We start from the raw sequence: 25,371 nt of genomic DNA, 5'->3' as shown, positions 1-25,371 counted from the left end.
ACTATGAAGATCATCCTGGCATCAAAGAATCGCAAAAAACTGATAGAACTCCGTGAGATCCTGCGAGATATCGGGGTTGAGGTGTACTCTCCCGAAGAGCTTGAAATCAACATCCCCGATGTGGAGGAGGATGGCAGTACTTTTGTGGAAAACGCCCTGAAAAAAGCGCGCTCAGCGTACCTCTACTCCGGGCTTCCGGCCATTGCCGATGACAGCGGTATCTGCGTGGATGCTCTCGGTGGAGCTCCCGGCGTCTACTCGGCCCGTTATGCCGGCGATCACTGTGACGATGATGACAATAACCGTAAACTCCTGGACGCGCTGAGCGAGGTGGAGGATCGGCGTGGGCGCTTTGCATGCGCTATCGCCTATGTGGATGACCAGCAGAGCCACACTGTGGAAGGCTTCTGCGAGGGCGTTGTCTTGCGGGCACCCCGGGGCGAAGGTGGTTTCGGCTATGACCCCCTCTTCCAGCCCACGGGTTTTGAGGAGAGCTTCGGCAGCCTTCCCAAGGAAGTGAAGAATCGTATTTCCCATCGTTACAAAGCTATAGTGGCGTTGAAGCAATTTCTGCAGACTGTGCAGCAACCTGTCTGAGGAGGAGAAGTGTTACGGAACGCCAGTAAAACGGAACTTCAGGAGCTGATCGGGCAGCACTGCCAGAAGCCTGAGAAGGTGCCGCTCTTCATGGGAGCCCTTGAAAAGATGCTGGTCAATGGACAGTTGATTTTCAAACCGACCTGGAGCTGGTGGGCTTTCTTTTTCAGTTGGGCCTATTTCCTCTACCGCAAGCTGTACCTGTGGGCGGCGGTGTTTTTTCTTGTCAATGTGATTACCGGCATGGTCGGTCTGAATCTGCTGGTGATGGTTGCGGCGGGGATCAGCGCCAAGTACCTTTATTTAAAGAAATTCACCGATGATCTGCAGGTGGCCGGCTTTGGCAGCCAGACCTTTGTCGAGGTGAAGTCCAACATGCGCCAGCTTGGCGGCTACCATAACTGGGTGGTGGTGCTGATTCTCCTGCTTGCGGGCATTGCCCTGTTGAGCGCGCTGATGGCTTTGCTGGCAGGAGGAATGTAGTGAAACTGCCGCAGCGCGCTCTTCTGTAGAGGTTCTGTTCAGGTTTTCGCCGTCCACCAGTTTGGGGAGACTGTGGCTTTTTTGCTCTGGAGCGGACTTCATGGCCGCTGCGAAGGTTCTTTCCTGTTGACGCATTGCCTCAAATGTGCAAAAAATCAGGAACACACTACTTCAAAAGGGTCTTGCCATGCTCAGGCTTTTCAAGAGGTTTTTCTCCAAAGACATTGCCATGGATCTCGGAACGGCCAATTCGCTCATTTTCTGCCGTGGAAAAGGTATTGTACTGAATGAGCCAAGTGTCGTTGCCATTGATCGTTACACGGGAGAAGTCATCGCCTGGGGCATGGAGGCCAAGCGCATGCTCGGCCGTACCAATAAGGAAATTGAAGTCATCCGGCCCTTGAAGGATGGGGTTATTGCTAACTTCGATGTCACCAACAAGATGATGCGCAAGATGCTGGAGGCAGCCTATAATCGCGCCCACCTGGTGCACCCGCGCATGATCATCTGTGTGCCTGCTGGCATTACTTCCGTCGAGAAACGGGCGGTTATTGATGCTGCCGAACAGTCTGGAGCCCGTGAGTGCTTTCTCATTGAAGAGCCTATGGCCGCGGCTATCGGTGCAGGACTTCCCATATCTGAACCCACGGGCAGCATGATTGTGGATATTGGTGGAGGCACCACCGAGGTGGCAGTGATCAGCCTTGGCGGCATTGCCTACTCTGAAAGCATGCGGGTGGCCGGCGATGAGATCAACGAGGCCATTATCCGGTATCTGCGCCTGGAGCATAACCTGCTGGTGGGTGAAAACCTTGCCGAGCAGGTGAAAATCGCCATCGGGAGTGCCTATCCCCTGGAGCAGGAGCTCACCTATACCGTCAAAGGACGCAGCGTGGAGACGGGCATACCCGCTTCCAAGGAGATCAGCAGTCAGGAAATTCGCGAAGCCATTCGCGAACCGGTGGATGTCATCATGAAGACCGTCTTCCGCGCTCTGGAGAAGACGAGCCCCGAACTTATCTCCGACGTGGCCGATTATGGGATCGTTATCACCGGTGGCGGCGCGCTGTTGCGTAACCTCAATGTCTATGTGGAAAAGGTTACCGGCGTCAATGTCATCATCGCCGATGATCCACTGACCAGCGTGGTGCGGGGCACCGGCTGGGCCCTTGAGGATATGGCGACCTATCGGGATGTCTTTGTGAACTGACTCCCGGCGCTCTCTGTCCTGTCTGTCCGAATTCCCACTTTCCGGCGCACGCCACGGAGGTTCTGTGTCTACTTTCATTCGCAAGGAAACCGACTACGCCCTGCGTATTGCCGTCTACCTGGCCAATAAGCAGGAACGTGTCAAGGTTTCGGAAATATGTCAGAAGCTGAATCTCACCAAGCCCGTCGTGATCAAAGTCATTCAGATGCTGAAGCGTCACGGCTTGGTCGCGTCAAAAACCGGGAAATATGGGGGACTGAGCCTTGCCCACCCACCGGAAGAGATCAGCGTGTACGATGTCCTGGTCTCCATGAGTGCTGACCACAGCATCAACACCTGCCTGGAGGACGCCTCGTTCTGTCAGCTGCAGCCCATCTGCCGCATATCGCGGTTTTTCTGTGATATTCAGCGGGATTTCAATGCGCGCCTGAAATCCGTGAAGCTGGCGGGGCTGACTTTCGATGATGAGCAGCTTGAGGCGTTGCAGCGGGTGAAGGCATTATCGTGAGTGCCGCTTCCGCCAAGGTCTATCTGCGAGAAACGGCCGGAATACTGACCGCCTTTTTCTCCGCTCAGCCTTTTTCCATCAAAGCCGTACTGGGAAAACTTCCGCCTGAACAGCGGGGAAACTTCAGGGAGATGGTGAGTGGCGCTTTTCGTCAGCTCCTTTTACTTGAATCCATCCTGAAGGCTTCCTGTGACCGTCCGTTGCGGGAGCTGGAGCCATTTGTCAAAGCTCTCCTGGTGCTTTCAGTGTACCGTATCTACTTTCTGCAGGACCCTGATTATACGGTGGTGGACGAAGCGAACGGGCTTTGTGCTCACGATGGGCAGAAAAGTTTTGTCAATGGCGTGCTGCGCAATGTGACGCGCTACCGCAAGCCCCTTGAGCATTTCATCTATCACGGTAAAGATACGGATCGTCACCTCAGCGAACGCTTCAGCGTGCCCCGGTGGATCGTTGAAGAGCTGCGCGTTTCCCGTGGGGACTATGCATCCATTCTGGAGGGCCTGAATCAACCCCAGAAAACCTTTGTGCGCAATGGCCGATATCTGCGACGCACTGCCACTGTTCAGGATGATCTGCGTCAGGGAGCGGCGGTGATATCGCCGGGCGGTTTTCTGTCGGTGCTGCACCTGGGGGTGGGGTCCGGGCACGATGTCCTCGACATGGGGTGCGCGCCTGGGGCAAAGTTCTTTCTGTTGCAGGAGCTAGATCCTCGCTCACTGACCGGGTGCGATATTTCTGTGAAAAGACTTGGGACAATGTATGCCGAGGCGGAGCGCCTTGGTTTGCCGAGGCCCCATCTGATCTGCGGTGACGGTATGAGTCCGCCTTTTGCGGACGAGAGTTTTGATCGCCTCTATCTGGATGTTCCCTGCACCGCCAGTGGCACCTTCACCAAGCATCCGGAGGGAAAGTTTCTGCGGACACCCCAGGGGCTGGAGGAGCTGCTGGTGACTCAGCGGGCGCTGCTGGCCCGGACTTTTCACCTGCTCAGACCTGGTGGGGTCCTGTGCTATGCCACCTGCTCCGTATTCGACCGGGAAAACGATGGTGTGGTTGCCTGGTTCTGTGCCCAGGAGTCACGGGCACGTGTTCTGCGCCCATCAGTCGGCCTCGAGAATGTTGACGCCAGTTGCCGTCACCTGCTGGCAGACTCCCTGGAGATCACCCCCCATGGCTTTTTTCTGAATCCCGCTGCCCATGGTCTGGATGGCTTTTATTTCAGCTTCATTGAGCGGCAGCAGCCATAAAAAAAGCCGCTCCGGAGAGCGGCTTTTTGTGAAGTTGATGTCTCTGTCAGGAGAGCTTCTGCATTTTCCAGAGAATCTGGAACAGGCTCAGGCTCTGATCTTCTTCCAGATTATTGGGCAGCATGATGGATTGCCCGCTCAGATCCATGGATGCCAGCAGGACAATGCCTTTGTTGCTGTAGATCCTGCCCAGGAAAATATCTTCATTCATGACGGCCAGCAGTGGCGTGCCATCGGGAACCGGCAGTGAAGAGATGCGGTTGAGCAGTACCAGGTCGCCCCGGTTAAGCAGTGGCAGCATGCTTTCGTCGTTTACCTTGACCCAGACCGCCGTTTCCTTGGGGTTGGGTATGGAGGAGACAAGCACCTGGGATACGGGCAGGTAGTCAACGGCGGAGCGCTCCTCAAAGATGGAACCGCTGACCTGGTTGACGCCTTCGAACACAGGGAGATTGATAAGGTCAAGCCGCTCTTCCGCAGGGATATCCTTCTTTTCGACAGGCAGTTGTGGGTCAAAGAGCGCGGCGATGTTAACCTCAAGGGCACTGGCCAGTCGCTCCAGGATGATCAGATTGAGTTTGCGCTTTCCGGTCTCGATCTGGCGCACATAGGAGCCCTCGATTCCGACCGCTTCTCCGAGCTTCTCGGAAGACAAGCGTTTGCTTTTGCGTATAATGCGTATTTTCCTGCCGATGATCTCAGAAATATTCATGGAAGTCCGCACCACTTTCTTCGTATTTTCTCCAGCGGCTACTGCTGGCGGTATGTTACAGAAAAATCTCTTGTTCCACTATTCGCTATGTATCACGAAGCGCTCGGGACTCTTCTGAGTGTCACACGCAATTGTTACTTCTATATCACAAAGCGGGGTAATACCCAAGGATAATTAGTTCTCTCAAAAAAAAATATTACGTAACATGACGCTGAGCCCCAATAAGGGATGGTGTTGCGGTATAGAGTGGTGGTCGTGGGTTGAAACAATATGGCGGCGGTGTGACAGGTTGCGCTCAGGTGCGCAGGCCGAAGCCGAAATAGATGCTGCTGTCCACCTCATCGCCACGGGTATAGTCTTCGCTGTAGCGTATGACCCAGTAGAAGCAGTCGTTTTCGTACAGGGCGCTCAGGCTTCCACGGGCCGGATCCAGTTTGCGGATGGAGTCCTGAAAGTGCTCTTCCTGGGCCGTGTACTCGTACTCTGCACTGAGCGTCCAACGGGGAATCGCTGTGAGGGTCAGGGCGAGGGTATTGTAATCAAATCCGGGCTCGTTTCTGGCAGCATTGCGATAGCGAGTATACTGGTGGTCCGTGGAGAGGGTCAGGGCATCCGCAATGGTGTAGCCAAGACGCAGCCGCTGACGCAGGGCCTCATCTTCATGGGGGTCGTAGAGAACCTGCCAGGTGGTATGGAATCCTCCGAAGCCCAGGCTGGTATCGCTGACCATGTCGCCGCTGCGCTTTTCCACAGAGTTGGTGGGTGCGAAGGCCTGGGAGAGGCTGTGGGTCATGGTGGCGCGCCCGTAACGCAGGGTGTTGACCAGGCGGGGTACAAAGAGCACGGTGGTCTGTGTGTCGTCATAGAGGCGATAGCCCAGGGGCTGGGCGCTGAAAAATGGGAGCAGGTCGCGATCGGAACCCGTTCGGCCAGATTCACCCACAGAGTCAAAGTCCGCTTCCAGGCGTATGGAGTGGCGCAGCTGTCCAAAGGTGGCGGCGGGCTCCACGGTGTTGAAGCGGGCCTGGGCAAAGGGCAGGAGGTAGGCGAACCCGTCTTCATCCTGGCGGTACCAGGGGGCATTGGTTTTCTGCTCATCCAGGGAGAAAAAGGCTGTGGGGAGTCCATCCTGCTCCATCTCCCGTATCGCATCGGCCCGGATGCCGATGCGGGCTTCCATGGCCCAGTACTGACTGTGAACGGGCTTGGCCACAAAGGCGCTGAGGTTGGCGTACTGCATGGAGCGTACGCGCTCCTGGCTGCCCGTATAGACGTAGCGGGAGCGATAGCGGTCGAAGTAATCGTAGCTGCGTACACCGGAGTCAGCGGCAATCAGGTCGTAGTCGCGGGTGATCTGATCCTTCTCCACCTGTCCCGTGCGCAGATTGCCACCCAGTTGCCACTGGTCGCCGATACGTCCCAGGACCAGCGAGATTTCGGGTTCCCTGGCGACGGAGACTTCGCCCATGCGATTTCCCGGCAAGCGGCGGTACTGCTGCTTCTGATCCACCAGGATGGTTGTGGCCAGCCGTGGCGTCTCGTGGGTCAGGGCAATATGGCTCCAGTAGCGGTGATTGTCGAAGAGATGAAACTCTCCGTCGATGGCCTGTTCGTCTTTCAGGTAATCCTTGACAAAGTCCATATCGGAAACGCGGTCGTACTGGAGGTTGAATTTCCAGTGGTCAGTCTGTACCCCGTAGGTGGCGTAGGTTCGGAAACGATCGGGATCGTCCACGGTGGTGTTGTTTTCGCTGATGCGCCGGTGGGAGAAGAAAGCATCGCCATGGGCAGAGTCGCGGTAACGGTATTCTCCCCCGTAGAGCAGTCCAGTGCGCGTATGCACGTTGGCAAAGACGGAGATATCGGACTGGTCATCCAGGGTGTGGTAGTAGGTGTTGTGAATGCCCAGCCCCGTGGTGTTGCCGCTGCTGAAGGATGGCACGAGAAAGCCGGACTGTCGCTGATTCTTGACGGGGTAAATCATATAGGGGACGTAGAGCAGAGGAACGCCCGAGAGGCTGAAGGTGACTCCCCGGGCCTGCAGATACTCCTCACTGGTAACGGTGGCGCTGCGCATGCGGAACGCCCATGAAATGGCATCACCACGGCAGGCGCTGTAGACACTGTCCTGCACCTCGTAAGTGGCAGGCCCGGTTTTCCGCAGCTCCCGGCTGGTCAGGGTATGTCGCTCGCTGAAGAAGAGCACTGAGCAGCTGGCACTGCCAGTGAACTCGCGGGTGTCCAGGGTTATCTCGTCGGCTTCGAGAACCTGTTCACCTGCGCCCTCCAGGAGTTCAGACACCTCTTTGCTTCGCACGACGACATTCCCCCGGAGCAGGGCCGTGTGGTTTGCCTGATTGAGGAAGATCTCATCCGCCTGGATATGGTAGAGCGGCGAAATCATTTCCACAGATCCCCAGGCGTGCATATCGCCAGTGGCCTCGTTGTAGTTCATGGAGTCGGCATGCAGGGTGATGGTCTGCTGCGTGGCCCAGAGCGGAGTACTCCAGAGAAGGACGACCACCAGGCAGAATTGCCAGTGTCGCACCTCAGCACTCCCAGGCCATGTGAGGTTCAAGCAGGGGCAGGATTTCGCCCAGCAGGTAGATGGATCCGGTGATAACCAGGGAGTAATGTTTCCCTTCAGCCAGGATGTTGTCCACCATGGAGATACCCTTCACGGGGCCCTGGACAACCATGACGCGGCTGTGGTCCAGGTGGGACACCAGGGAGAAGAGCTCCTGGAAGGTCTTGCGGCCGCGATGGTGCTTCAGGGGGAAGAGCACGATGATGTCAAAGGACTCCCAGAAGGCTTTGGTGATGGGGTCCAGCTCGCGGTCTGCCAGCAGGGTGGTGATCAACACGGTTTTGTGTCCGCCACGGCGGGCGTGTTCCAGAATATGGGAACCCATCTTTTCCAGGGCCGGGGGGTTGTGGGCGCTGTCCATGAGGGCCGGATTGCCCCGGTAGCAGAAGGGCTGCATGCGGCCGAAAACCCGGGTACGGGCCACTTCCTCCAGCAGGTTTGTATCGGTGATGTCCATGGCGGCCAGAAAGGCCGCAGCCAGGCGAAAATTCTCCTCAAAATAGGGGTAGCTGAGGGCAGCACCCACAGTTTCGGGCAGCTGCCAGGCGGATGCATCCACCAGCTGTGATTTCGTATCAGTGGCCTTCTGCCTGGCCAGCTCTCCCCAGGCCGCGCTGGCATCGGTTACCAGTAGGGTCTTCTCCTTGAGAATGGCCAGCTTCTCTTTGGCAATAGTCTCGATGTCTTTTCCCAGAATGGCCACATGCTCCAGGGCGATGGTGGTGACGATGGAGGCGAAGTTGGGGTGCACGTTGGTGGAGTCCAGGCGACCGCCCAGTCCCACTTCAATGACGGCGATATCGCACTGGTGGCGGGCGTAGTAGCGGGCACCCACCACCGTCATCATCTCGAAGAAGGTCAGGTGGACCTGGTTGTTCTCGCAGGCCTCGAAGGTCTCCTCCAGCAGCTGGCGCAGCTCTTCGTCCTCGATGGGCCTGCCGCCAATGCTGATGCGTTCATTGAGGCGCACCACATGGGGCGAGCTGAAGAGGCCGGTTTTATAGCCTGCCAGCTGCAGGCCGCGATGGATGTAGGCAGACGTGGTTCCCTTGCCGTTGCTGCCCGCCACCAGGATGCTGCGGTACTGGTGGTGGGGATTGCCGAAGAGGGCCATGGCGCGGGTGGTGTTTTCCAGGCCCAGTTTCACGTGGCCTTCGGTGCGCTTGAGCAGCTGCTCCAGATAGTGATTCATGTCAGTGGGCATGGGCAAGCACCTCGCCGTACAGGGTAAACTCACGGGTTTCGTTGATATGGACATCCACCAGCCTGCCGATCAGCTCCGCACCACCAGCAAAGTGAACAATGGTATTGAAATCGGTGCGCCCTGCCAGCATGGCGGGATTATTTTTTGAAGCGCCCTCCACCAGCACCCCCAGGGTGGTGCCCAGGTAGGTCTGCTGCAGGCGGTGGGAGATGGACTGTTGGGCGGCAAAGAGGCGGTTGAGGCGCTCGTTCATCACCTCAAAGGGCACCTGATCAGCCATGGTGGCGGCTTTGGTCTCGGGTCGCACCGAGTAGTTAAAGCCGAAAATCTGCTTGTACTCCACCTGCTCCAGGATATCCATGGTCTGCAGGAAATCCTCCTCGGTCTCGCCGGGAAAGCCCACCAGGAAGTCGGAAGACAGAGCCACGCCGGGAATCCGCTCCTTGAGCCGGGCGATCTTTGCCAGGTACTCCTCGCGGGTATAGCCCCGGTTCATCAGCTTCAGGATGCGGTTGGAGCCAGCCTGGATGGGCAGGTGGAGGTATTTACACACCCGGGGCAGGGCCATGGCTTCCATCATGGCTTCGCTGAAATCCTTGGGGTGGGAGGTGACAAAACGGATGCGCTGCAATTCGGGGATATCGTGCACCAGGTGCAGGAGCTGTGGAAAGTCCACCAGCGCCCCTGCCTTGTCCTGCCAGCGATAAGAGTTCACATTCTGCCCCAGCAGGGTGACTTCCCGTACGCCATCGTCCACCAGCTGACGGATTTCCGCCAGGATGGAAGGCGCCGAGCGGGAGCGCTCCCGCCCTCGGGTATAGGGCACGATGCAGTAGGAACAGTAGTTATCGCAGCCGTTCATGATGGTCACGAACGCCTTCATGGCATCTTCGCGCTGGCTGGGCATATCGTACTCGCTCTCGAAAAACTCATCCTCCACCCGGCAGGTGCGTTTGCCCTGCTGCGCCTCGGCGATAAAGTCCATGAGACCGGAGATATTGTTCACGCCGAAGACGATATCGATCAGGGGATTTTTGCGCAGAATACCCTCGCGCTGTACCTGGGGAATGCAGCCGCACAGGGCGATCCTGAAGCCGGGGTGGCGCTCCTTCTGACCGCGCAGACGTCCGATATCGGAGAAGACCTTCTGCTCCGCCTTCTCACGCACACTGCAGGTATTGAAAATTGCCAGATCGGCCTCTTTCACATCGCTGACCATCTCGTAGCCGTGGGCCACGAGAATACCGCGGATGCGCTCGGAGTCGCCGGAGTTCATCTGGCAGCCGTAGGTTTTGATAAAAGCGCGCTGGGTCATGTATTCCTCGTCAGTGCATGTAAAGAAGAGAAGAGTCTCTCACGCCAAGCCCGCAAAGGCACCAAGAAAGGCATGCAGCAAAACAAAGACAATTTTCTCTCGCAAAGCCGCAGAGAACGCCAAGAAGATGGTCAGTCAAATCAAGTCTCCTTGTATTTCCCCTGCGTCCTTCTCTGTCGTTGTTCACCGTGAAGAGTTCCTTCTCTTTCTTGGCGAACTTTGTGTCTTGAGTGAGCGCAGCGAACGGGCGTGAGAAAGGCCCTTTATTTTTTTATAAACACGGCACGCAACTGTGCCTCAGGTATTACCCCTTCCCGGTACACTCGCAGCTCCCCGTCGTCCCAGCCAATGACCGTGGAAGGCACACTGCTGGTGCTGGGGTCGTCCATGATGATGGCGTCGGGCTGCAGGTGCAGGCACGCCTCGGCGCTCATGGCCGGGGCTTCGCCGCTGCGGTTGGCGCTGGTGGCGATCATGGGGCCGGCGTAGTCAATGACGGTTTTCAGCAGACGGTGGGAGGTAATGCGTGCCGCCACCCGGCCTTTGCCGTCCAGTACACCGCTGGGGAAGGGAACTCTGGCAGTCAGGGCCACGGTCAGTGGTCCGGGCCAGAAATGCTCCAGCAGAACCTCCAGTTCCGCCGGAATCTCCAGGTAGCGCTCCACCTGCTGGCGGTGGGCAAACAAAACCGGTAAGGGAGCACCCTGGGGGCGCCCCTTGACCTGGAAGACTTCGTCGGCAACTTTCTGGCTGGTGGCCAGCCCACCAAGGCCATAGAGGGTTTCGGTGGGAAAGCACAGCAGGCTTTCGGCCTTGACGGTCTTGACGATTTGCAGCAGCTGGCTGAAAACCAGGAATTCCGTGTGGACGGTGCTCACACGTTCCACTCCTGCTCAATGCGCCTGGACTTCTCAATGACCTTGTCGGCCATGTCCTTTTTAAAGGCATCCAGCTTGGCAGCCACTTCGGGATCGAAGGTGCCGATAATCATGGCCACGTAAATGCCGGCATTTTTGGCGCCAGCCTTGCCGATGGCCATGGATGCCACGGGTACGCCACCGGGCATCTGCACGGTGGAGAGCAGGGCGTCCAGGCCGCCCAGGGAGGTGGCGTCAATGGGCACACCCACAACGGGCAGGGTGGTCTTGGCGCTGACGACTCCCGCCAGGTGGGCTGCGGCACCAGCACCCACGATGATAGCCTTCAGGCCGCGCTCGCGGGCGGTTCTGGCCCACTCAATGGTGCGCTCGGGGGTGCGGTGGGCAGAGCGACGATAACTTCCGCCTTCAGGCCGAATTCCCGCAGCGTGGTAACCGCCTCTTTCATAATCTCCATGTCATTGTCGGAACCCATGATAACGCCGATCGTATGTTGCATCGCTTCTTCTCCTGGTTGTGATGTCAGCGGGGGAAAATCCCCTGCAGGTAGCTGTTCAGATTGGTTTTGATGGGCATGAAGTATATATGAAATCCGTCGGTGGCGTGAACAAAATCCAGCGCCTGCCGTGCGAATTCCAGGTTCCAGTTCATAGTGGGTTCAAAGCTGCGGGGGAAGACCGCCGCGTTGCGCGTCTCCCAGTAGTGCTGGGAGCGCTCCGCCAGCACCGGGCTCACCCCCCAGTAGACCTGCTCCCCCTCCAGCAGCTCGCCGTACAGCTCCATCAGGCGCATGTCGAAGAAGGGCTGGGTAAAAAACCCATCAGCCCCCACGTCCAGCTTGTGCTGCACATCCTCCATCTCTTCGCGAAAGCTCTGGCGGTAAGGGTCAATGGCCGCGTATACCCGGATATGGGGCGCTTCGCGCTTGAACTTGCGGATGATATCCACACTGGTGGAGGGGTAGATGGTGCGGGCGTGGTTCTGGGGAATATCCCCCGCGATAACCAGCACCTCCTCAATACGGTGCTCCACCAGGTACTCCAGCATGGGCAGCGGCTTGCGGGGGTGGATATCGATGGCGCGGATATGGGCGATGGCGTCCAGCCCATGGCCGCGCACCAGGCGGCATCCCTGCCAGCTGCGCATGTCAAAGCGCAGGATATCGGGAATATTGACCGCCGTGACGACGGGAAACTGCTCCAGAATAGTCAGCTCCTCCTGCAGGGATTCATCGCTGCGGGGAACCAGTTCGACGGCTATGCGGGTGGGGAGGGTGGTCATGTAATATCCTTTCACGGTATTCAGCGCAAAATAGCTGAGTTTCACACAAAGCCCACAAAGGCCCAAAGAAAGACAATGTCTCTCGCCCGTTCGCTGCGCTCACTCAAGCCGCGAAGGGCGCGAAGAAAGAGCAAAAGAGCGAAGCCATCGTGCCACCGCTTCCTGCAGGTGTCCCGTGTGGGTCTTGCCAGCCAGGCTTCACACTCACCGGACGGGCTCAGGGGGGGACGGCCTGCTTCTGTCTCTCCCCCGTGTTCTGGCCCAGCCAGGACGCGCCGACTGTCAGGCTGCTGAAAAGCTCTCATCTGCGGCGTTGCTCACAAGTTCTCGTCATTGCGGCGTACAGGAAGTACGCCTCACTCCTCACCTTGCTCGCGCCTTGCACCTGAGAGCTTTTCAATTGCCTGCATAACGCGGTAGACCCGAAGGGTTGCCGCCACGAGGGCGGCAACCGCAAACCAAAAGCCACGGAGGGCGGTTGTTTGCGGTCCCCAGTTCCAGGCAAGCGGACGGCTGAAAAGGACAGCACTGGGGGTCGCTTTTGCGCCACTTTTGGCGAGTCAAAAGTGGCAGGAAGTAGCGGGAGAGCAGAACCACTCAAGCAATTTACTGGATACGGTTATTAAAAGTTACTTCGTTTTTCAAAACGAAACAACCCCTCTGCATTCCCCCATATCTGCTGCGCCAGCTCTTCCACTTCCACTTCCCGCAGGCGGGCCACGGCTTCGTAGACGTGCAGTACCAGAGCACTTTCATTCTCTTTGCCGCGCTGGGGAACGGGGGCCAGGTAGGGGGCGTCGGTTTCACACAGCAGACGATCGGCGGGCAGGAAGCGGGCCACTTCGTGCATGGCGGTGGCTTTGGGGAAGCTCACGATTCCGGGCAGGGAGATAAGGTATCCCATATCCAGGTAGGTGGCGGCTTCCTGGCAGGTGCCGGTGAAGCAGTGGATGACGCCGCGGCAGGAGTACTGGCGCAGGATGGCGGCGGTATCTTCGAAGGCGTCGCGGCTGTGGACCATGACGGGCAGGTCGTGCTGCTGTGCCAGCTGCAGGTGGTGGTGGAAGGATTCCTGCTGGTCCTTGATAAAGTCACGGGTCCAGTAGTAGTCGAGTCCGGTTTCGCCGATGGCGACGGTTCTGGGGTACCGTACCAGTTCGCTGAAGCTTTGCAGGCTTCGCTCAACGGCCTTGGCGTCCTGGCTTTCCGAGGGGTGGATGCCTACGCTCATGAAGACTTCAGGATAGGTTTCGCAGAGGGTGCGGTTGGTGAAGTTATCTTCGTCGTCGGTGCCCACGGTAATGATGCGGCCCACTCCATTGGAGCGGGCGCGCTTGATTCGTTCATCCACACTGGCTCCGTAGGCGTAGTCCTTGAGGGCCAGGTGGGTATGGATGTCCACCAGTTGCATCAGCGGATTTCCGTGCCGGGGGCCACCTCGTCGCTGAGGAAGGGGATTTCGTGGCGGTTGGCGCGGTTCTTGGCGGCCAGAATCATGCCATCGGATTCAATACCCATGATTTTGGCGGGCTTGAGATTGGCTACCACGGGTACGGTTCTGCCCGGCAGATCTTCGGGTTTATAGGACTGGGCGATGCCGCTGACGATGGTGCGGGGGGTGCCTTCACCCAGATCCACGGAAAGCAGCAGCAGTTTGCTGGACTTGGGCACCTTTTCGCAGGTGAGCACTTTGCCGGCCCGTATGGAGACGCTGAGGAACTGGTCGAACTCGATGCGCTCCGACTCGGCTGGAGTCTGGGAGGCGGGGGACTCTTCCTGTACCACGGGCACTTCTTCCACCCGGCTGAACAGGGCGGGCATCTGCTCCATATGGCAGCCGCTGGCGGCAAAGCTGAAGCTGAAGTCGCCGTCCAGGGTACAGCCTAGCGCCTGCAGAATTTTACGGGACGAGGAGGGCATAAAGGGATAGACGGCGTTGGCGATGACGCGCAGGCCTTCAGCGGTGGTGGCCAGGGAGGTCTGCAGCTCGGTGGTTTTGCCGGCCTTGTGCAGGGCCCAGGGCTCGGTTTCCACTATGTACTTGTTGAGGCTGCCTACGATTTCCCAGATTTTCATGAGAGCGCGGTTGAAGGCCATGACCTCCATATCGGCACGGTAGCCCTCCATGCGCTCGCCTGTGGCCTGAATCAGCGCCTGTTCGCGTTCCTGCAGAGGGCCGGAGGCGGGGGTCAGGCCATCGAAGTAGCGGAACATCATGCCGGAGGTGCGGCTGAGCAGGTTGCCCAGGTCGTTGGCCAGGTCGCTGTTGATGCGTCCCACCAGGGCCTGCATGCTGAAGTCACCGTCCAGGCCAAAGGGCACTTCCCGCAGCAGGAAGTAGCGGATGGGATCCACGCCGAATTTCTCCACCAGGATGTTGGGATCCACGGCGTTCATGAGGGACTTGCTCATCTTCTTGCCTTCCACGGTCCACCAGCCATGGGCGAAGACCTGCCTTGGCAGCTCAATGCCGGCGGCCATGAGAAAGGTGGGCCAATAGACCGTGTGGAAACGCAGGATATCCTTGCCGACGACGTGGGCGGAAGCGGGCCAGTAGCGTTGCCACTTTTCCTCATCACTGCCGTAGCCGATGGCGGTCATATAGTTGGAGAGGGCGTCGAACCAGACGTAGATCACGTGCTCGGGATCATCGGGGACTTTGATGCCCCAGTCGAAGGTGGTGCGGGAGATGGACAGGTCGCGCAGGCCGCTTTCGATAAAGCGGATGATCTCGTTGCGGCGGCTTTCGGGCTGGATAAAGCCGGGGTTGGTTTTTATGTGTTCCAGCAAGGGTTCAGCGTATTTGCTCATGCGGAAGAAGTAGGATTTCTCCTTGAGCTTGTCCACACTGCGCCCGCAGTCGGGGCAGTTGATGGCTTCGCCCACCTGGGTCTCGGTCCAGAAGGATTCACAGGGAGTGCAGTACCAGCCTTCGTATTCGCCCAGGTAAATGTCACCCTGCTCCCGCAGCTGGCGGAAGAGCTTGTGTACTCCCATTTCGTGGCGCTTCTCCGTGGTGCGGATAAAGTCGTCGTGGGAGATATCCAGGGTGGTCCACAGTTCCTGGAAACGCTTCACCACGCGATTGGCCAGCTCAATGGGGGTCTCGCCGTTCTTGCGGGCGGCCTGCTCTATCTTCATGCCGTGTTCGTCAGTGCCGGTAAGGAACATAACGTCGCGTCCCATGAGGCGCTGAAACCGGGCTGCCACGTCGCAGGCCACGGTGGTATAGGCATGGCCTATGTGGGGGACGTCATTAACATAATAGATTGGCGTGGTGACATAGTAGGTCTGGGACATGCTGAACCTCATTGTAATAGTAGTCGTCTCAGTTCGCGAGTCTACTTCTGGTCGGAGTTTCCGCCTTTACTGTGATCGTGAACTGTCCCACTGCGACGCTCTTTCCACTGGGGAGCGGCGCGGGAGATGGAGAAGTTCTGGTTCCTGCCGGAGTCGGCTCCACCGGTAGCCGCAGTGGGGGACTTTTTCTCCCGCTGCTCGGTGCGTTCGCCACCTTTATTCTCACGGCGATCCTTGCTGCGGCGGCTGCTTTTGCCAGAACGCCTTTTGCGACTGCGCGGAGCAGAGGGCTCCTGCCCGGGCTGCTGCTCCTGGGGCTGCGAGCGGGCGATTTTTGGCGAGGCCTGATCTTCAGTTATACCCAGGCTGGCCATCTTTTCGCGGTGCAGCGAAGCCAGTTCAGCCAGAGAGTCCCCTTCATCGGCGGGAGGTGCTTTTTCAATGGCCGGTGCCTTCTTGTGTTCACACATGCAGGCACTCTTGCCGTCATGGCAGCGGGAACAGCCTGCGCCGGACTTGGGGATTTTCCCGGTCAGGTCGATCTCCTCGTACTTACCATCATGGGTGTAGACGAGGATGGTGCGCTTGAGGGGGTTGAGCTTTTTGACGGTTCCCCGGATGCGACCATCATCGTATTCGGAGTCGATGGTGGGCATGCCTTCCAGGGCCTGTTCGTACTGGGAGTGCTCATAAACCAGACAGCACATGAGGCGGCCGCACAGGCCGGATATCTTGGAAGGACTGAGGTTGAGGTTCTGCTCTTTGGCCATGCGGATGGAAACAGGGGCAAAGTCGCGCAGGAAGGTGCTGCAGCAGCAGGTGCGTCCACAGGGGGCAAAGCCGCCCAGCAGTTTGGTTTCATCGCGTACGCCGATCTGACGCATTTCAATGCGGGTCTTGAATTCCTGGGCCAGATCCTTGACCAGTTCACGGAAATCCACTCGTCCGTCAGAGGTGAAGTAGAAAGTGATCTTGGTGGCGTCGAAGAGGTATTCCACCCGCACCAGCTTCATGGGAAGTTTGTGTTTTTTGATGCGGTGAAGGGCGGTTTCAAAGGCGTACTTCTCCATCTCCAGGTTGGCCTTGTGCATGGCCACATCCTCTTCGGTGGCCCGTCGCACGACCCGGCGGTAGACGCGACCCTTGTCGCGGTCCGTGATGTAGGGAGGATGGACAACCGTGGCGATACCAACGCCTTTTTCCAGGGAGACGATAATGTAGTCGTTGGCCGCCAGCTCCAGTGATTCATTGTGAAGGAATTCATAGAGTTTTCCGGCGGTGCGGAATTTGACGCTGACGACCTTTATGCGATCCGGCAGCGCCGCTTGCTCAGCAAGCTCAGCATCTGAAATTTCGGGCTTGAGTGCGTCGTCGAAAGGATCCGGCGAATCTTCGCGATATCCTGAAGAGTTTCTATTATACGGTAAGGGCTGCATGGGAGTATTTTATACACCTTGTCATATTTTCCGGTTTCCACAAAAACCAGGGCGTCGCGGAAGTACACGTGAAACACACGCAGAATTCGCTGCCACTGGTCGGCATTGTCCATGAGATACTGCATACTGCTTTCATCAAGGGTTCCCGCGAGGATGCCCCGTGCCAGAGCCACTGCCTGAACGATGAACTGCAGGTCGTCGCGGCTGGTACAGCTGGTGTCCGCAACTTTAAGGAGCAACTGTATTTCATTTTCCGAAAATTGTAAATCCATTAGATGACGCCGGTACTCTTCCAGAATCAGTGGCTGGAAGTGGATATACGCCAACCGGGAACGCACCGTGGGCAGGAAGAAGGAGGGGACATCGGAAAGCAGGAAGAGGATGCTGCCTTCCGGGGGCTCTTCAAGGGTTTTGAGCAGGGCGTTCTCCTGTACCCGGTTGACGGCGTCGCTGGAGGTCATTTTCTCCGCCTGCTCGATAATCAGCGCCTTGTAGCGGAAATTGCCATCCACGGAGGTGGACTCCAGAAAGTCGCTGCCTTCGCGAATATCATCAATGGTAATCTGCCCCTTTTCCGGCTCAATGTGTCGGATCGCCATGTACTCACGCAAACAACAGTAGCACTGGCCGCACGGCTGCACGCCCCGGGGATCAAGGCAGTTGAGGCCCTTGACAAAATAGGTGGCGAAATCCAGTGCCAGGGGGGCGCCGCTGCCCACCAGGTAGCCGTGGTGGGGTCGCTGGCGGCCCATTTCCCGCTGATAGAGGTCCAGATAGGGCGGTGTATCAGCCATCCAGCAATCCGCCTTCGCGCAGTGCTGCTACTATGGATCCATGGACCTGCTCAGGATTGCGGGAGCCATCAATCAGCCGACAGTGCGCATCGTGGGAGGCCACTTCCCGGAAGCCGGCAACTACCCGACGGTGAAAGTCCTCCGAAAGGGCATCGAAGCTGTTGTTATTCTCCAGGCGCTGCTGAATACGATTTTGCCCAGCCTCCGCCTCCACGTCCAGCACCAGCTGCATATGGGGAGCCAGGCCACAGGTGGCAATGGCATTGAGCTGGCCAATCAGCTCCCGGTCCAGACCCCGCCCGTACCCCTGATACACCAGGGTGGAAAGAGTGAAGCGATCGCAGAGCACCCAGATGCCCTTCTCCAGTAAAGGCACAATGCGCTCCTCAACATGCTGGGCGCGGGCTGCGGCAAACAGCAGCAGCTCTGCCCGGGGAACCAGGTTATGGCGGGAATCGAAAATCAGATTGCGGATAGCCTCGGCACCAGGTGTGCCACCGGGCTCGCGGGTGCAGTGGTGCAGAATATCGCGGTCATCCAGATAGCGGGAGAGCAGGGAGAGCTGGGTGGTTTTCCCGGCTCCGTCCGGCCCTTCAAAGCTGATAAAGCGTCCGTTCATGGTTATGCGCCCTGTGTGTCCCTGGCAAAGTCGCATTTGTGCAGGCCAAGGAGAGTTGTCAGTTCGTGAAAGCTGGTGCGGAATCCATTATTGATTCCACCGGCAGCGGGGAATATTTCCGGGTGGCTCTTCAGGGAGATGTCGGCGTATATCGGAAGTGCTCCCAGGAGAGCAAAGGGGCTGACAGAACCGGCCAGAAATCCGGTGGCTGCCAGCGTGCGCTCCGGCGAGGCCATGGTGAAGCGATGTCCGAAGTGCTGGCGAACTTTGCCCATGTCGATTCTGCGGTCACCGGGGAGTACGACGATAATGCACTGTGCTGTGTCGTCGCTGAGGACAATACTCTTGGCGATCTGGCTCACGTTGACATTCAGAGCGGCGGCTGCCTCTTCAGCGGTTCTGGTGGGTGTCTTGTGGTCGTAGTAGCGCTCCATCATTCCGTGGTTCAGCAGGTGTGAGAGCACCTGTTCACGGGAATTGGCCAGGATGATTCGCTGCAGAAAGGCTTTTGCCCCTTCCCTGTCGGAGTGTTCGGGGGCCCAGGGGGCTTCAGTGAAGCGCTGAGGTTTGCCGTAGTGGGACTCATAGAGGATACTGGATGGCTCCAGAGCCAGGACGCTGTGGAAAGTGCCAGAGGGAATTTCCGCGCCCCGGCAGTGCAGATCGCTTCCCAGAATACTGATATCATCAATGGTATTATCTGGCGTGAAGGTTGCCACCAGGAATTTTCCCTGCACGCACAACAGCATCTTGTCGGTGCCGTGGCTGGCAAAGGGACGAATATAGCCATCGGGTTCGAGGGCATGCAGAAGGCGACGGATGGTTCCATCGGTGGAGCTGTGGAACTCATCAATATGCTGTTTGCGGGGGTTTTCCCTGGCGCGTTGGGCCAGGGAGTGAAAGAGGCTGCAATCCAAACGCTTCATGGTATATTTCCTTTGACCTGTCAGAAACAGGATATTCAGCGGCACAATACTGCAAAAGTACTTTTTACCATAAAATGTGACATGAAAAAAGCAGCAGCTGTTTCCTGCTCTGCAGGAAACAGCTGCTGCTTTACCGCCGGGGCGGATCAAAAGTCACAAGCGGTGAAGTTTTTGGGGCAATTCCTAGAGGGAGAAGATCTCCTCCAGTTTCAGTCGCTTCCATTGGGATTTGGAGAGATTCGGTATAATTATCTCCATGGCTTCCACGGGTTCGGCATCTGTCCACTGGTCAAGTTGCGCGGGGTACCCCATGTAGCCGGCAAGGTGCATGAGTATTTCGTCGAGAAAATGGTAGGTGTCTCCCAGGAGTTTGATCATCTTGGCGTGCTGCTCCCTGAGGTGGGTTTCGCCCCGGGTGATCTGAAAGAGGTACTCTTCGTCGCAGACACCGGAAAGGTAGTGTATGACATCTTCGGCGCAGGCCTGACGCAGCAGGTATACCGCCCTGGATTTGTCCACAATGGTCATCGCTTTCCTCCAGCCAGAGTAGTCGGCAGTCTTTCCTGACTGCCGACAGAGCTGGATGCAAGGGTCGAGCCAAGAGAGCGTCTTTCTGATTACAGGCGCTTATGCTAGAGTGCTGTAGCATCGACAGGAAAAATCTTCACCCCAGGCAGGGAAAAACATGCATTCAGATATACGTCCTCAGCTCAGAAAACACTACCAAAATGAGCCTTTAAAGCTTCGTCAGCATGTGGAGCGGGTGGTGGCGCTTGCCCTGGAACTGGCGTGTGTTCACAGTGTTGATCTGGTAGATGTGGAGACAGCTGCCCTGGGGCACGACCTCTTCCGCTCCCGCTCCGCAGAATTCTACCGGCAAAAGGCGCGGGAGTACGGCTTGAGCCGCCCGGACTATGAAGAGTTCCCATTGATGTACCACGGACCTCTTGCTGCAGCCTATATGCGCGAAACCTTTGAGTATCACCACTGGCCTGTTCTACAGGCTGTTGCCGAGCACACCAATCTCAGTGGTCAGTCTGCCCTGAACCCCATCGCCCAGATTCTCTTTCTGGCAGACAAGCTGGAGCCTGGCAAGGAGAAACCCTACCAGCATGAACTCACGGCTCTGGCGCGGCAGAGCCTTCCCGTGGCCGTTTACCAGCTGTGCGGCCTGATGGCCGACTATATGGCAGGTCAGGGGAGCTTCGCGGTGCCCCATGACCTGCTGGAGGCGCGCCAGGTGCTGGCGGCTCCATAAAAAAAGCCCCTGAACCAGGGCTTTCGCACAGATTCAGGGGAAACAGGAGATCGCTATAATGGCTTGTGGCTTGGGCTATTCTACGACCAGTGTCCCTCGCAGTCTCGTATGGAGAGGGCTGCAGATGACACTGCACACAAAACCGAATTCCCCCTTGCGCTCAGGGGTGAATTCAATGGTCTTCATTTTGCCTGGCTGAATAACGCCCGCGTCAATACCCAGCTCTCCGATGATGAGTCCGTGGGTGACGTCTTCGCTGATCAGGCGCAGGCGAACCGGCTCTCCCTGCTTGACGACGATGCGGCTTGGGGAGTAGCCACCGTTTTCCACGGTGCGAATAATCAGGTCGATGGTGTGGGGTGGCTGGCCGATATTTTTGGCCAGGGTTACGCCGATGGGGATGCCGATAACCATCAGGGCTATGGCCGCTGCTGCCAGAATCTCTCGGTACGATTTCATGATTCCTCCCTTTGATGCTTACAGGAACAGCCAGAGAAACAGGCCGGTCACGATGGTCAAAAAAGCGGTTACCGGCAGCAGGAGGCGTATTTTCTGTCCGGCTTCCAGGGGATACTTGGCCAGCAGCCTGGCGCCGGTGTTATTGGAGAAATACAGACCGACCAGCAGGATCAGGGCCTGGATATAGGGGTAGAAGCTGGTGCCAACGGGCTTCCACTCCAGGTCACGTGTGCCGAAGAGATTCCAGCCCCAGCCAAAGGGGTCAGAAATCACGTGCAGGATATATATCCCGTTGATAAAGAGGAAAGAGACGCTGAAGGCCATCCAGCATGCCAGGCCCAGGGGTACCAGCACGTAGGAGAGGGTGATAAACAGATCGGAGAAGGCAATACCGCCCGCCTCGTCTTTGACTTCAGCCTTTTTGCTCTCTTCTTTGGGCCCTACAATCAGACCCTTGGTGATGATTGCCAGCTGTCGCACGGGATAGAAGATATTGGTGAACGAGGACAGACGCTTCTGGGCCATCCCGTGACCTATCCAGACGCTCAGGGCAAAGAGCACCGGGACGATTACCAGGTTGAGGGCCAGGAATCCGCTGGCAAAATAGGCAAAGCCGGGCATGCTCAGGTTGGCCCAGGACTTGACCGCGCCCCAGGAGCTCTGGAAAATCACCGAATAGGCCAGGGCGCAAGAGAGCATGATAAAGGCCTTGTAGGCTTCATCGATGCTTTTGCCCTTGCTGACCAGCAGGTCCTGACCGAACTTCTGCCATACCAGGCGCACGTTGTTCTGGGAGCAGGTCTTGAAGCATTCGGTACATATGCCGCAATAGGCATTGCGATCCATGTTCCAGGGCACTTCCAGCCAGGGGCAGCCGTAGCCCTTTTCTGTGCCCACGATGCACTCCTTCTGCTTGTGGTTGCGGCATACGTCCTTGTCGGCTACCCGCACGCCCAGAGGGGCAACCAGGGAGTAGAGGCCGATAAATCCGCTGACGGGGCAAAGGTAGCGACAGAAAATGCGCTTGCCATACATCAGCGAGAAGACGATGGCCAGGCCGATAAACAGGGAGAGTACCACGGCGGTGACAAAGGGCCGGGTGAGAATAATGCCGCTGAACATGGCCACCAGCAGGAACGACCAGTTCTGCAGCCAGATATTCTTGAAGCGCTTGGGCCACTTGTTGGCCAGGGTCAGGGGACGCTCTTTCCCCTTGTCCACAAAGGCGCGGTGGTCCATCCACTCGCCGGGAGCTGGCAGGGGGCACATGGTACACCACAGGCGGCCTCCCAGGGGCAGCAGCAGGAGAATCAGAGCAGCCCACCACACGATCCACACGAAGATCAGGGAGAAATTGGCGTTGCCCACCTTGGTTCCCGCAAATCCCGCGTAGAGAATGATGGTGAAGAAGAAGACATTGACGGCCATCAGTACGTACTGCAGCCAGCGCTGTTTCAGCAGGGTGGCTACCCAGCGGTAGCGGCTGGAAAGGTCGATATACGTGGCAGACTCATCCTGTCCACCGAGAATGCGATCGCGTTTGCGGTACACATAGAAGAGGCTGCCCAGGGCCACCAGGACGCCCAGGATCAGGAAAAAAGGCGTTTTGGCGTTGGGCTCAACGATGAGGGTACCCACCATGAAGGGGTGCATGGGCCCGCAGACCACATTACAGCGGAAGGTGAAGTTCCCGGCCTTGTCGGCCACAAATTCCAGGGTGTTTACCTGGCGATCCTTGGGCATATCCTGGACGCTGATATCATATCCGTCTATATAGAGCCCGTGGGTGACATCTTCCGAGATGAGGGTGATGCGAACCCGGTCTCCCTGTTGTACCCGGAGAATACTGGGCTTGTATTCAAACTGACTGGCATGGACATCTATTTCCACCAGTCTTTCAGCCTGTGCCATGGTTGGAGTGGCAACCCAAAAGCCCAGAAGAAAAAGAGCCGCAAGCAGGCAGGTTGTGAAGTACTTCATGTTTTTCCCTTCATGTGTGCAGATAGGAAAAGCCGCCCCCGTGAGGGGGCGACTTCCCGGGAGAGTGGGAGATCTATGGCAGTTGTGGCTTGGCAACCAGGGGCAGCTCGCCGGTCAGAGCTTCCAGGAAGGCAACCAGCTGTGCTTTTTCCTTATCGCTGAGGTTCAGAGGACGAACCAGGGGGCTGGTGTTGGGGTGCCCATCGCCGCCGCGGTTCTTGAATTCCACGACATCACGCAGGGTGCGCAGACTGCCGTTGTGCATAAAGGGAGCCGTGTGGCCGATACCACGCAGATGGGTGGTCTTGTACTTGCCGTCATCTTCAGGGTTTCCGGTGAAACCGGCGCGGCCGGGGTTGTCATTGAGGACGCCCACATTGTGGAAGTTATTATCGGAGAGGCTGGGGCCGTTATGGCAGCTGATGCAGCTGGCCTTGCCGGCAAAGAGCTTCATGCCTTCCTGGGCATCCCGAGACATGGCGTTGCTGTTGCCCCTGAGGTACTGGTCAAAGGGCGTGTTGTCGATGACAATGGTGCGCTCAAAGGTGGCGATGGCCTTGCCAATATTTGTCGGGTTGATGCTGTCAGGGCCGAAAACCGCATCGAATTTCTGCACGTAGCCAGGAACCGCATTGAGTTTTTCAACCAGTTCATCCAGGGAGAGGTTCATTTCGCCAGGATCCTGAATGGGGCCGAGAGCCTGATCTTCCAGGGTCTTCATGCGGCCATCCAGGAACTGCAGGCTGTGGTAGCCGCTGTTGATGATAGTGGGGGAGTTGCGGTGCCCCTGATGCCCCTGGAAGCCCAGGAAGGTGCGGCGTCCGTCGCTCCAGCCCTTTTCCGGTTCGTGACAGCTGGCGCAGCTGAGCGTGTTGTCCCCGGACAGGCGCGTGTCAAAGTAGAGCATCTTGCCCAGTTCGATTTTCTCGGGAGTCATGGGGTTGTCAGCCGGAACGGGCATGGGGCCCAGGTTGGAAAAGACTTCCTTGGGATCAAGGGCCTGCTGGGATGAGCCACTGCAGGCGGCGATGATGAGCGATGTGCCCACGATTGCCAGTGTGCCGAAAATAATACCTTTGCTCTTCTTCTCTTTCACGTTCTCCTCCTTCATGTAACGAGAGTTATTCAACAATCATGGTCATTTTGATCCATGGATGCAGCGTGCACAGGGGCTCGTAGGTACCGGGCCTGTCAGTTACGGTCCAGAGACGGCGTACGGTCTGGCCACCATAGACAAGAATTTCTGAAAGTTCCGCTTCGGAGGAGAGAAAGTTGTGCTCCCCGTCCTCGTCGGTGTTGCGGATAACGAAGAGAACCTTTTCGCCGGCGTTGAGGGTGATGGTGTTGGGGAGAATTGTCTCCGGCGTGAATTCCAGCTCCACAACGCGGGCGCCTTCAGCTCCGGGAGGAACCGGTTCATCTTTGATATAGTCTGGAGTAGCGTATTCTGAGCTCGTGTCACTGCTGCAGGCCATGATTGTGAATGCAAGCGCAAACGCCGCTGTCAAGAGCAAAAACCGTTTCATTTTCCACCGCCTTAATTAAATAGTAATAGTAATCGTTATCTTGTACTTTTTTTACCAAGCTATCGCCGCGAGAGCAAGCCTTTTTTTATAAGGACTTTATTTAATTATTTGGGGATATTGCCATATTTCTGTTGCATGAAATCAGGTGAAGATATGAGATGTCGTTTGATTAATGGCAATCTGGCTACTCTGAGGATACAGGAGCAGCCAGATTGCCTGGAGAGTCTCGCAGGCTGCAGAAAGTCCCCAACTGAGACCCTGCCTGCTGGATGTTCGCGTGCAGAAGCGTACGGGGAGCGTACTTCGCTTCAGACTCTGCGGGTGCCTTGCGTCTGTGGGTTCTTCAATTGTCTGGCTTCAGCAGGCTCCTCGCGTGCGCGCAGCTGACCGTTATCCAGGTAATAACGGTGCCTGGCCCAGCTGGCCCAGATATCGTGGTGGGTTACCATCACCACCGCCTTTCCCTGCTGTGACTGCTCCTGCAGAAGTTCCATGACCCTTTGGGCCCAGTGGGGGTCAAGGTCGTTGGTGGGTTCATCGGCGATCAGCAGTGCCGAGTTGGTAATAAGAGCTCTGGCTATGGCAATGCGACGGCGCTGGCCGACGCTGAGCTGGTAGGGCAGAAAGTGCATCCGCTCTCCAAGGCCAAGGGTGTCGAGCATGGCCATGGACCTGCGGCGCTCCTCGCCAGTGGGTGATGCGCCGCGACGCAGTCTCAGGGCAAAGAGCAGATTTTCCAGTGCACTGAGCGCTGGCAGGAGGTTTGCTTCCTGAAAGATGAAGCCGATACAGCGGGATCGCAGTTTGGTTAATTGCGCATCATCAAGGGAGGTCATATCCTGCCCTGACAGGTGTATTTCACCACTGGTGGGCCGCAGTAGCCCACCCATCATGTAGAGCAGGGTGCTCTTGCCTGTGCCCGATGGGCCCTCAATGGTCAGAAAGTCCCCTGGCTGAACTTCCATGGTGACGCCATCCACCGGGCGCACATGCTCTTCACCCTGATACTCTTTCACCACATTGTGTAATTTGCAAAGTGACATAGGGT

The 25,371-nt window shown here is 57.4% G+C and carries 23 protein-coding genes and 2 pseudogenes; 6 read left to right on the top strand and 19 right to left on the bottom strand.

Annotated features, from left to right (window positions below):
* The first annotated feature begins 3 nt into the window (after positions 1-3).
* From rdgB to ACZ46I_RS01295, 5 genes are all read left to right on the top strand, one after another.
* Positions 4-597 carry an RdgB/HAM1 family non-canonical purine NTP pyrophosphatase gene (gene rdgB / locus ACZ46I_RS01315; RefSeq protein WP_464281192.1) on the top strand — a complete coding sequence of 198 codons (594 nt, stop codon included), beginning with the start codon at positions 4-6 and terminating at the stop codon, positions 595-597.
* Between the two features lie 9 nt (positions 598-606).
* Entirely contained in the window at positions 607-1,080 is a 474-nt protein-coding gene (locus tag ACZ46I_RS01310) for a DUF2628 domain-containing protein (protein ID WP_013505183.1), read from the top strand.
* 187 nt (positions 1,081-1,267) lie between these two features.
* Entirely contained in the window at positions 1,268-2,290 is a 1,023-nt protein-coding gene (gene mreB / locus ACZ46I_RS01305; RefSeq protein ID WP_013505184.1) for a rod shape-determining protein, read from the top strand.
* A gap of 64 nt (positions 2,291-2,354) precedes the next feature.
* On the top strand, positions 2,355-2,798 hold the full coding sequence (locus ACZ46I_RS01300; protein WP_013505185.1) for an RrF2 family transcriptional regulator: 444 nt from the start codon (positions 2,355-2,357) through the stop codon (positions 2,796-2,798).
* A complete protein-coding gene (locus ACZ46I_RS01295) occupies positions 2,795-4,048 on the top strand; it encodes an RsmB/NOP family class I SAM-dependent RNA methyltransferase (protein WP_464281191.1) in 1,254 nt (417 codons plus the stop codon). The genes ACZ46I_RS01300 and ACZ46I_RS01295 overlap by 4 nt, the downstream gene beginning before the upstream one ends.
* A 46-nt stretch (positions 4,049-4,094) precedes the next feature.
* On the opposite strand, the gene ACZ46I_RS01290 is transcribed toward ACZ46I_RS01295, so the two are convergent.
* The 14 genes and pseudogenes from ACZ46I_RS01290 to ACZ46I_RS01225 form a co-directional block, all read right to left on the bottom strand.
* The gene (locus ACZ46I_RS01290) at positions 4,095-4,760 is read right to left on the bottom strand and encodes a helix-turn-helix domain-containing protein (protein ID WP_013505187.1); all 666 of its coding nucleotides are present in this window, start codon (positions 4,758-4,760) and stop codon (positions 4,095-4,097) included.
* 295 nt (positions 4,761-5,055) lie between these two features.
* The gene (locus ACZ46I_RS01285; protein ID WP_464281190.1) at positions 5,056-7,308 is read right to left on the bottom strand and encodes an LPS-assembly protein LptD; all 2,253 of its coding nucleotides are present in this window, start codon (positions 7,306-7,308) and stop codon (positions 5,056-5,058) included.
* A 1-nt stretch (position 7,309) separates the two neighbouring features.
* A complete protein-coding gene (locus tag ACZ46I_RS01280) occupies positions 7,310-8,551 on the bottom strand; it encodes a bifunctional folylpolyglutamate synthase/dihydrofolate synthase (RefSeq protein ID WP_464281189.1) in 1,242 nt (413 codons plus the stop codon).
* The gene (gene miaB, locus ACZ46I_RS01275) at positions 8,541-9,866 is read right to left on the bottom strand and encodes a tRNA (N6-isopentenyl adenosine(37)-C2)-methylthiotransferase MiaB (RefSeq protein WP_013505190.1); all 1,326 of its coding nucleotides are present in this window, start codon (positions 9,864-9,866) and stop codon (positions 8,541-8,543) included. Before miaB ends, ACZ46I_RS01280 begins: the two co-directional genes overlap by 11 nt.
* A 263-nt stretch (positions 9,867-10,129) precedes the next feature.
* Positions 10,130-10,744, bottom strand: coding sequence for an L-threonylcarbamoyladenylate synthase (locus ACZ46I_RS01270; RefSeq protein ID WP_464281188.1), 615 nt, complete (start codon positions 10,742-10,744; stop codon positions 10,130-10,132).
* A pseudogene (gene purE / locus ACZ46I_RS01265) lies at positions 10,741-11,243 on the bottom strand (5-(carboxyamino)imidazole ribonucleotide mutase). Before purE ends, ACZ46I_RS01270 begins: the two are co-directional and overlap by 4 nt.
* Positions 11,244-11,266: 23 nt before the next feature.
* Positions 11,267-12,025, bottom strand: a complete 759-nt coding sequence (locus ACZ46I_RS01260; protein ID WP_464281187.1) for a methylenetetrahydrofolate reductase — start codon at positions 12,023-12,025, stop codon at positions 11,267-11,269.
* Positions 12,026-12,647: 622 nt separating this feature from the next.
* Entirely contained in the window at positions 12,648-13,436 is a 789-nt protein-coding gene (locus ACZ46I_RS01255; protein ID WP_464281186.1) for a TatD family hydrolase, read from the bottom strand.
* A complete protein-coding gene (metG, locus tag ACZ46I_RS01250) occupies positions 13,436-15,325 on the bottom strand; it encodes a methionine--tRNA ligase (protein ID WP_013505195.1) in 1,890 nt (629 codons plus the stop codon). The genes ACZ46I_RS01255 and metG overlap by 1 nt, the downstream gene beginning before the upstream one ends.
* Positions 15,326-15,366: 41 nt before the next feature.
* Positions 15,367-16,761: a PSP1 domain-containing protein gene (locus ACZ46I_RS01245; protein WP_083805891.1), complete on the bottom strand. Its 1,395-nt coding sequence runs from the start codon at positions 16,759-16,761 to the stop codon at positions 15,367-15,369.
* A gap of 311 nt (positions 16,762-17,072) precedes the next feature.
* Positions 17,073-17,555, bottom strand: a pseudogene (locus tag ACZ46I_RS01240) (hypothetical protein); the annotation flags it as partial.
* On the bottom strand, positions 17,548-18,174 hold the full coding sequence (gene tmk / locus ACZ46I_RS01235) for a dTMP kinase (protein WP_464281185.1): 627 nt from the start codon (positions 18,172-18,174) through the stop codon (positions 17,548-17,550). The gene tmk and the pseudogene ACZ46I_RS01240, both read right to left, overlap by 8 nt.
* A gap of 2 nt (positions 18,175-18,176) precedes the next feature.
* A complete protein-coding gene (locus ACZ46I_RS01230) occupies positions 18,177-19,100 on the bottom strand; it encodes a WbuC family cupin fold metalloprotein (RefSeq protein ID WP_464281184.1) in 924 nt (307 codons plus the stop codon).
* 183 nt (positions 19,101-19,283) lie between these two features.
* A complete protein-coding gene (locus ACZ46I_RS01225) occupies positions 19,284-19,628 on the bottom strand; it encodes a hypothetical protein (protein ID WP_013505200.1) in 345 nt (114 codons plus the stop codon).
* 157 nt (positions 19,629-19,785) lie between these two features.
* Between ACZ46I_RS01225 and ACZ46I_RS01220 the strand changes: the two genes are divergently transcribed.
* Entirely contained in the window at positions 19,786-20,358 is a 573-nt protein-coding gene (locus ACZ46I_RS01220; RefSeq protein WP_464281183.1) for an HD domain-containing protein, read from the top strand.
* Positions 20,359-20,433: 75 nt separating this feature from the next.
* On the opposite strand, the gene ACZ46I_RS01215 is transcribed toward ACZ46I_RS01220, so the two are convergent.
* From ACZ46I_RS01215 to ACZ46I_RS01195, 5 genes are all read right to left on the bottom strand, one after another.
* On the bottom strand, positions 20,434-20,817 hold the full coding sequence (locus ACZ46I_RS01215) for a cupredoxin domain-containing protein (RefSeq protein ID WP_013505202.1): 384 nt from the start codon (positions 20,815-20,817) through the stop codon (positions 20,434-20,436).
* Positions 20,818-20,835: 18 nt separating this feature from the next.
* Positions 20,836-22,797, bottom strand: a complete 1,962-nt coding sequence (locus tag ACZ46I_RS01210) for a cupredoxin domain-containing protein (protein WP_464281182.1) — start codon at positions 22,795-22,797, stop codon at positions 20,836-20,838.
* A 73-nt stretch (positions 22,798-22,870) separates the two neighbouring features.
* Positions 22,871-23,893 carry a cytochrome-c peroxidase gene (locus ACZ46I_RS01205; RefSeq protein WP_464281181.1) on the bottom strand — a complete coding sequence of 341 codons (1,023 nt, stop codon included), beginning with the start codon at positions 23,891-23,893 and terminating at the stop codon, positions 22,871-22,873.
* A 25-nt stretch (positions 23,894-23,918) separates the two neighbouring features.
* Positions 23,919-24,323, bottom strand: coding sequence for a cupredoxin domain-containing protein (locus ACZ46I_RS01200; RefSeq protein ID WP_464281180.1), 405 nt, complete (start codon positions 24,321-24,323; stop codon positions 23,919-23,921).
* A 308-nt stretch (positions 24,324-24,631) separates the two neighbouring features.
* A complete protein-coding gene (locus tag ACZ46I_RS01195; RefSeq protein ID WP_464281179.1) occupies positions 24,632-25,366 on the bottom strand; it encodes an ABC transporter ATP-binding protein in 735 nt (244 codons plus the stop codon).
* Positions 25,367-25,371 lie beyond the last annotated feature (5 nt).

Source organism: Desulfurispirillum alkaliphilum, assembly GCF_055378285.1.
This window is presented reverse-complemented; position numbering and strand designations above follow the sequence as displayed.

Excerpts from the sequence above, each read along its gene's own strand:
- rdgB (WP_464281192.1), top strand. The coding sequence starts at position 4 with ATGAAGATCATCCTGGCATCAAAGAATCGCAAAAAACTGATAGAACTC.
- mreB (WP_013505184.1), top strand. The coding sequence starts at position 1,268 with ATGCTCAGGCTTTTCAAGAGGTTTTTCTCCAAAGACATTGCCATGGAT.
- ACZ46I_RS01290 (WP_013505187.1), bottom strand. The coding sequence starts at position 4,760 with ATGAATATTTCTGAGATCATCGGCAGGAAAATACGCATTATACGCAAA.
- ACZ46I_RS01280 (WP_464281189.1), bottom strand. The coding sequence starts at position 8,551 with ATGCCCACTGACATGAATCACTATCTGGAGCAGCTGCTCAAGCGCACC.
- miaB (WP_013505190.1), bottom strand. The coding sequence starts at position 9,866 with ATGACCCAGCGCGCTTTTATCAAAACCTACGGCTGCCAGATGAACTCC.
- ACZ46I_RS01260 (WP_464281187.1), bottom strand. The coding sequence starts at position 12,025 with ATGACCACCCTCCCCACCCGCATAGCCGTCGAACTGGTTCCCCGCAGC.
- ACZ46I_RS01255 (WP_464281186.1), bottom strand. The coding sequence starts at position 13,436 with ATGCAACTGGTGGACATCCATACCCACCTGGCCCTCAAGGACTACGCC.
- metG (WP_013505195.1), bottom strand. The coding sequence starts at position 15,325 with ATGTCCCAGACCTACTATGTCACCACGCCAATCTATTATGTTAATGAC.
- ACZ46I_RS01245 (WP_083805891.1), bottom strand. The coding sequence starts at position 16,761 with ATGCAGCCCTTACCGTATAATAGAAACTCTTCAGGATATCGCGAAGAT.
- tmk (WP_464281185.1), bottom strand. The coding sequence starts at position 18,174 with ATGAACGGACGCTTTATCAGCTTTGAAGGGCCGGACGGAGCCGGGAAA.
- ACZ46I_RS01230 (WP_464281184.1), bottom strand. The coding sequence starts at position 19,100 with ATGAAGCGTTTGGATTGCAGCCTCTTTCACTCCCTGGCCCAACGCGCC.
- ACZ46I_RS01225 (WP_013505200.1), bottom strand. The coding sequence starts at position 19,628 with ATGACCATTGTGGACAAATCCAGGGCGGTATACCTGCTGCGTCAGGCC.
- ACZ46I_RS01220 (WP_464281183.1), top strand. The coding sequence starts at position 19,786 with ATGCATTCAGATATACGTCCTCAGCTCAGAAAACACTACCAAAATGAG.
- ACZ46I_RS01215 (WP_013505202.1), bottom strand. The coding sequence starts at position 20,817 with ATGAAATCGTACCGAGAGATTCTGGCAGCAGCGGCCATAGCCCTGATG.
- ACZ46I_RS01210 (WP_464281182.1), bottom strand. The coding sequence starts at position 22,797 with ATGAAGTACTTCACAACCTGCCTGCTTGCGGCTCTTTTTCTTCTGGGC.
- ACZ46I_RS01200 (WP_464281180.1), bottom strand. The coding sequence starts at position 24,323 with ATGAAACGGTTTTTGCTCTTGACAGCGGCGTTTGCGCTTGCATTCACA.
- ACZ46I_RS01195 (WP_464281179.1), bottom strand. The coding sequence starts at position 25,366 with ATGTCACTTTGCAAATTACACAATGTGGTGAAAGAGTATCAGGGTGAA.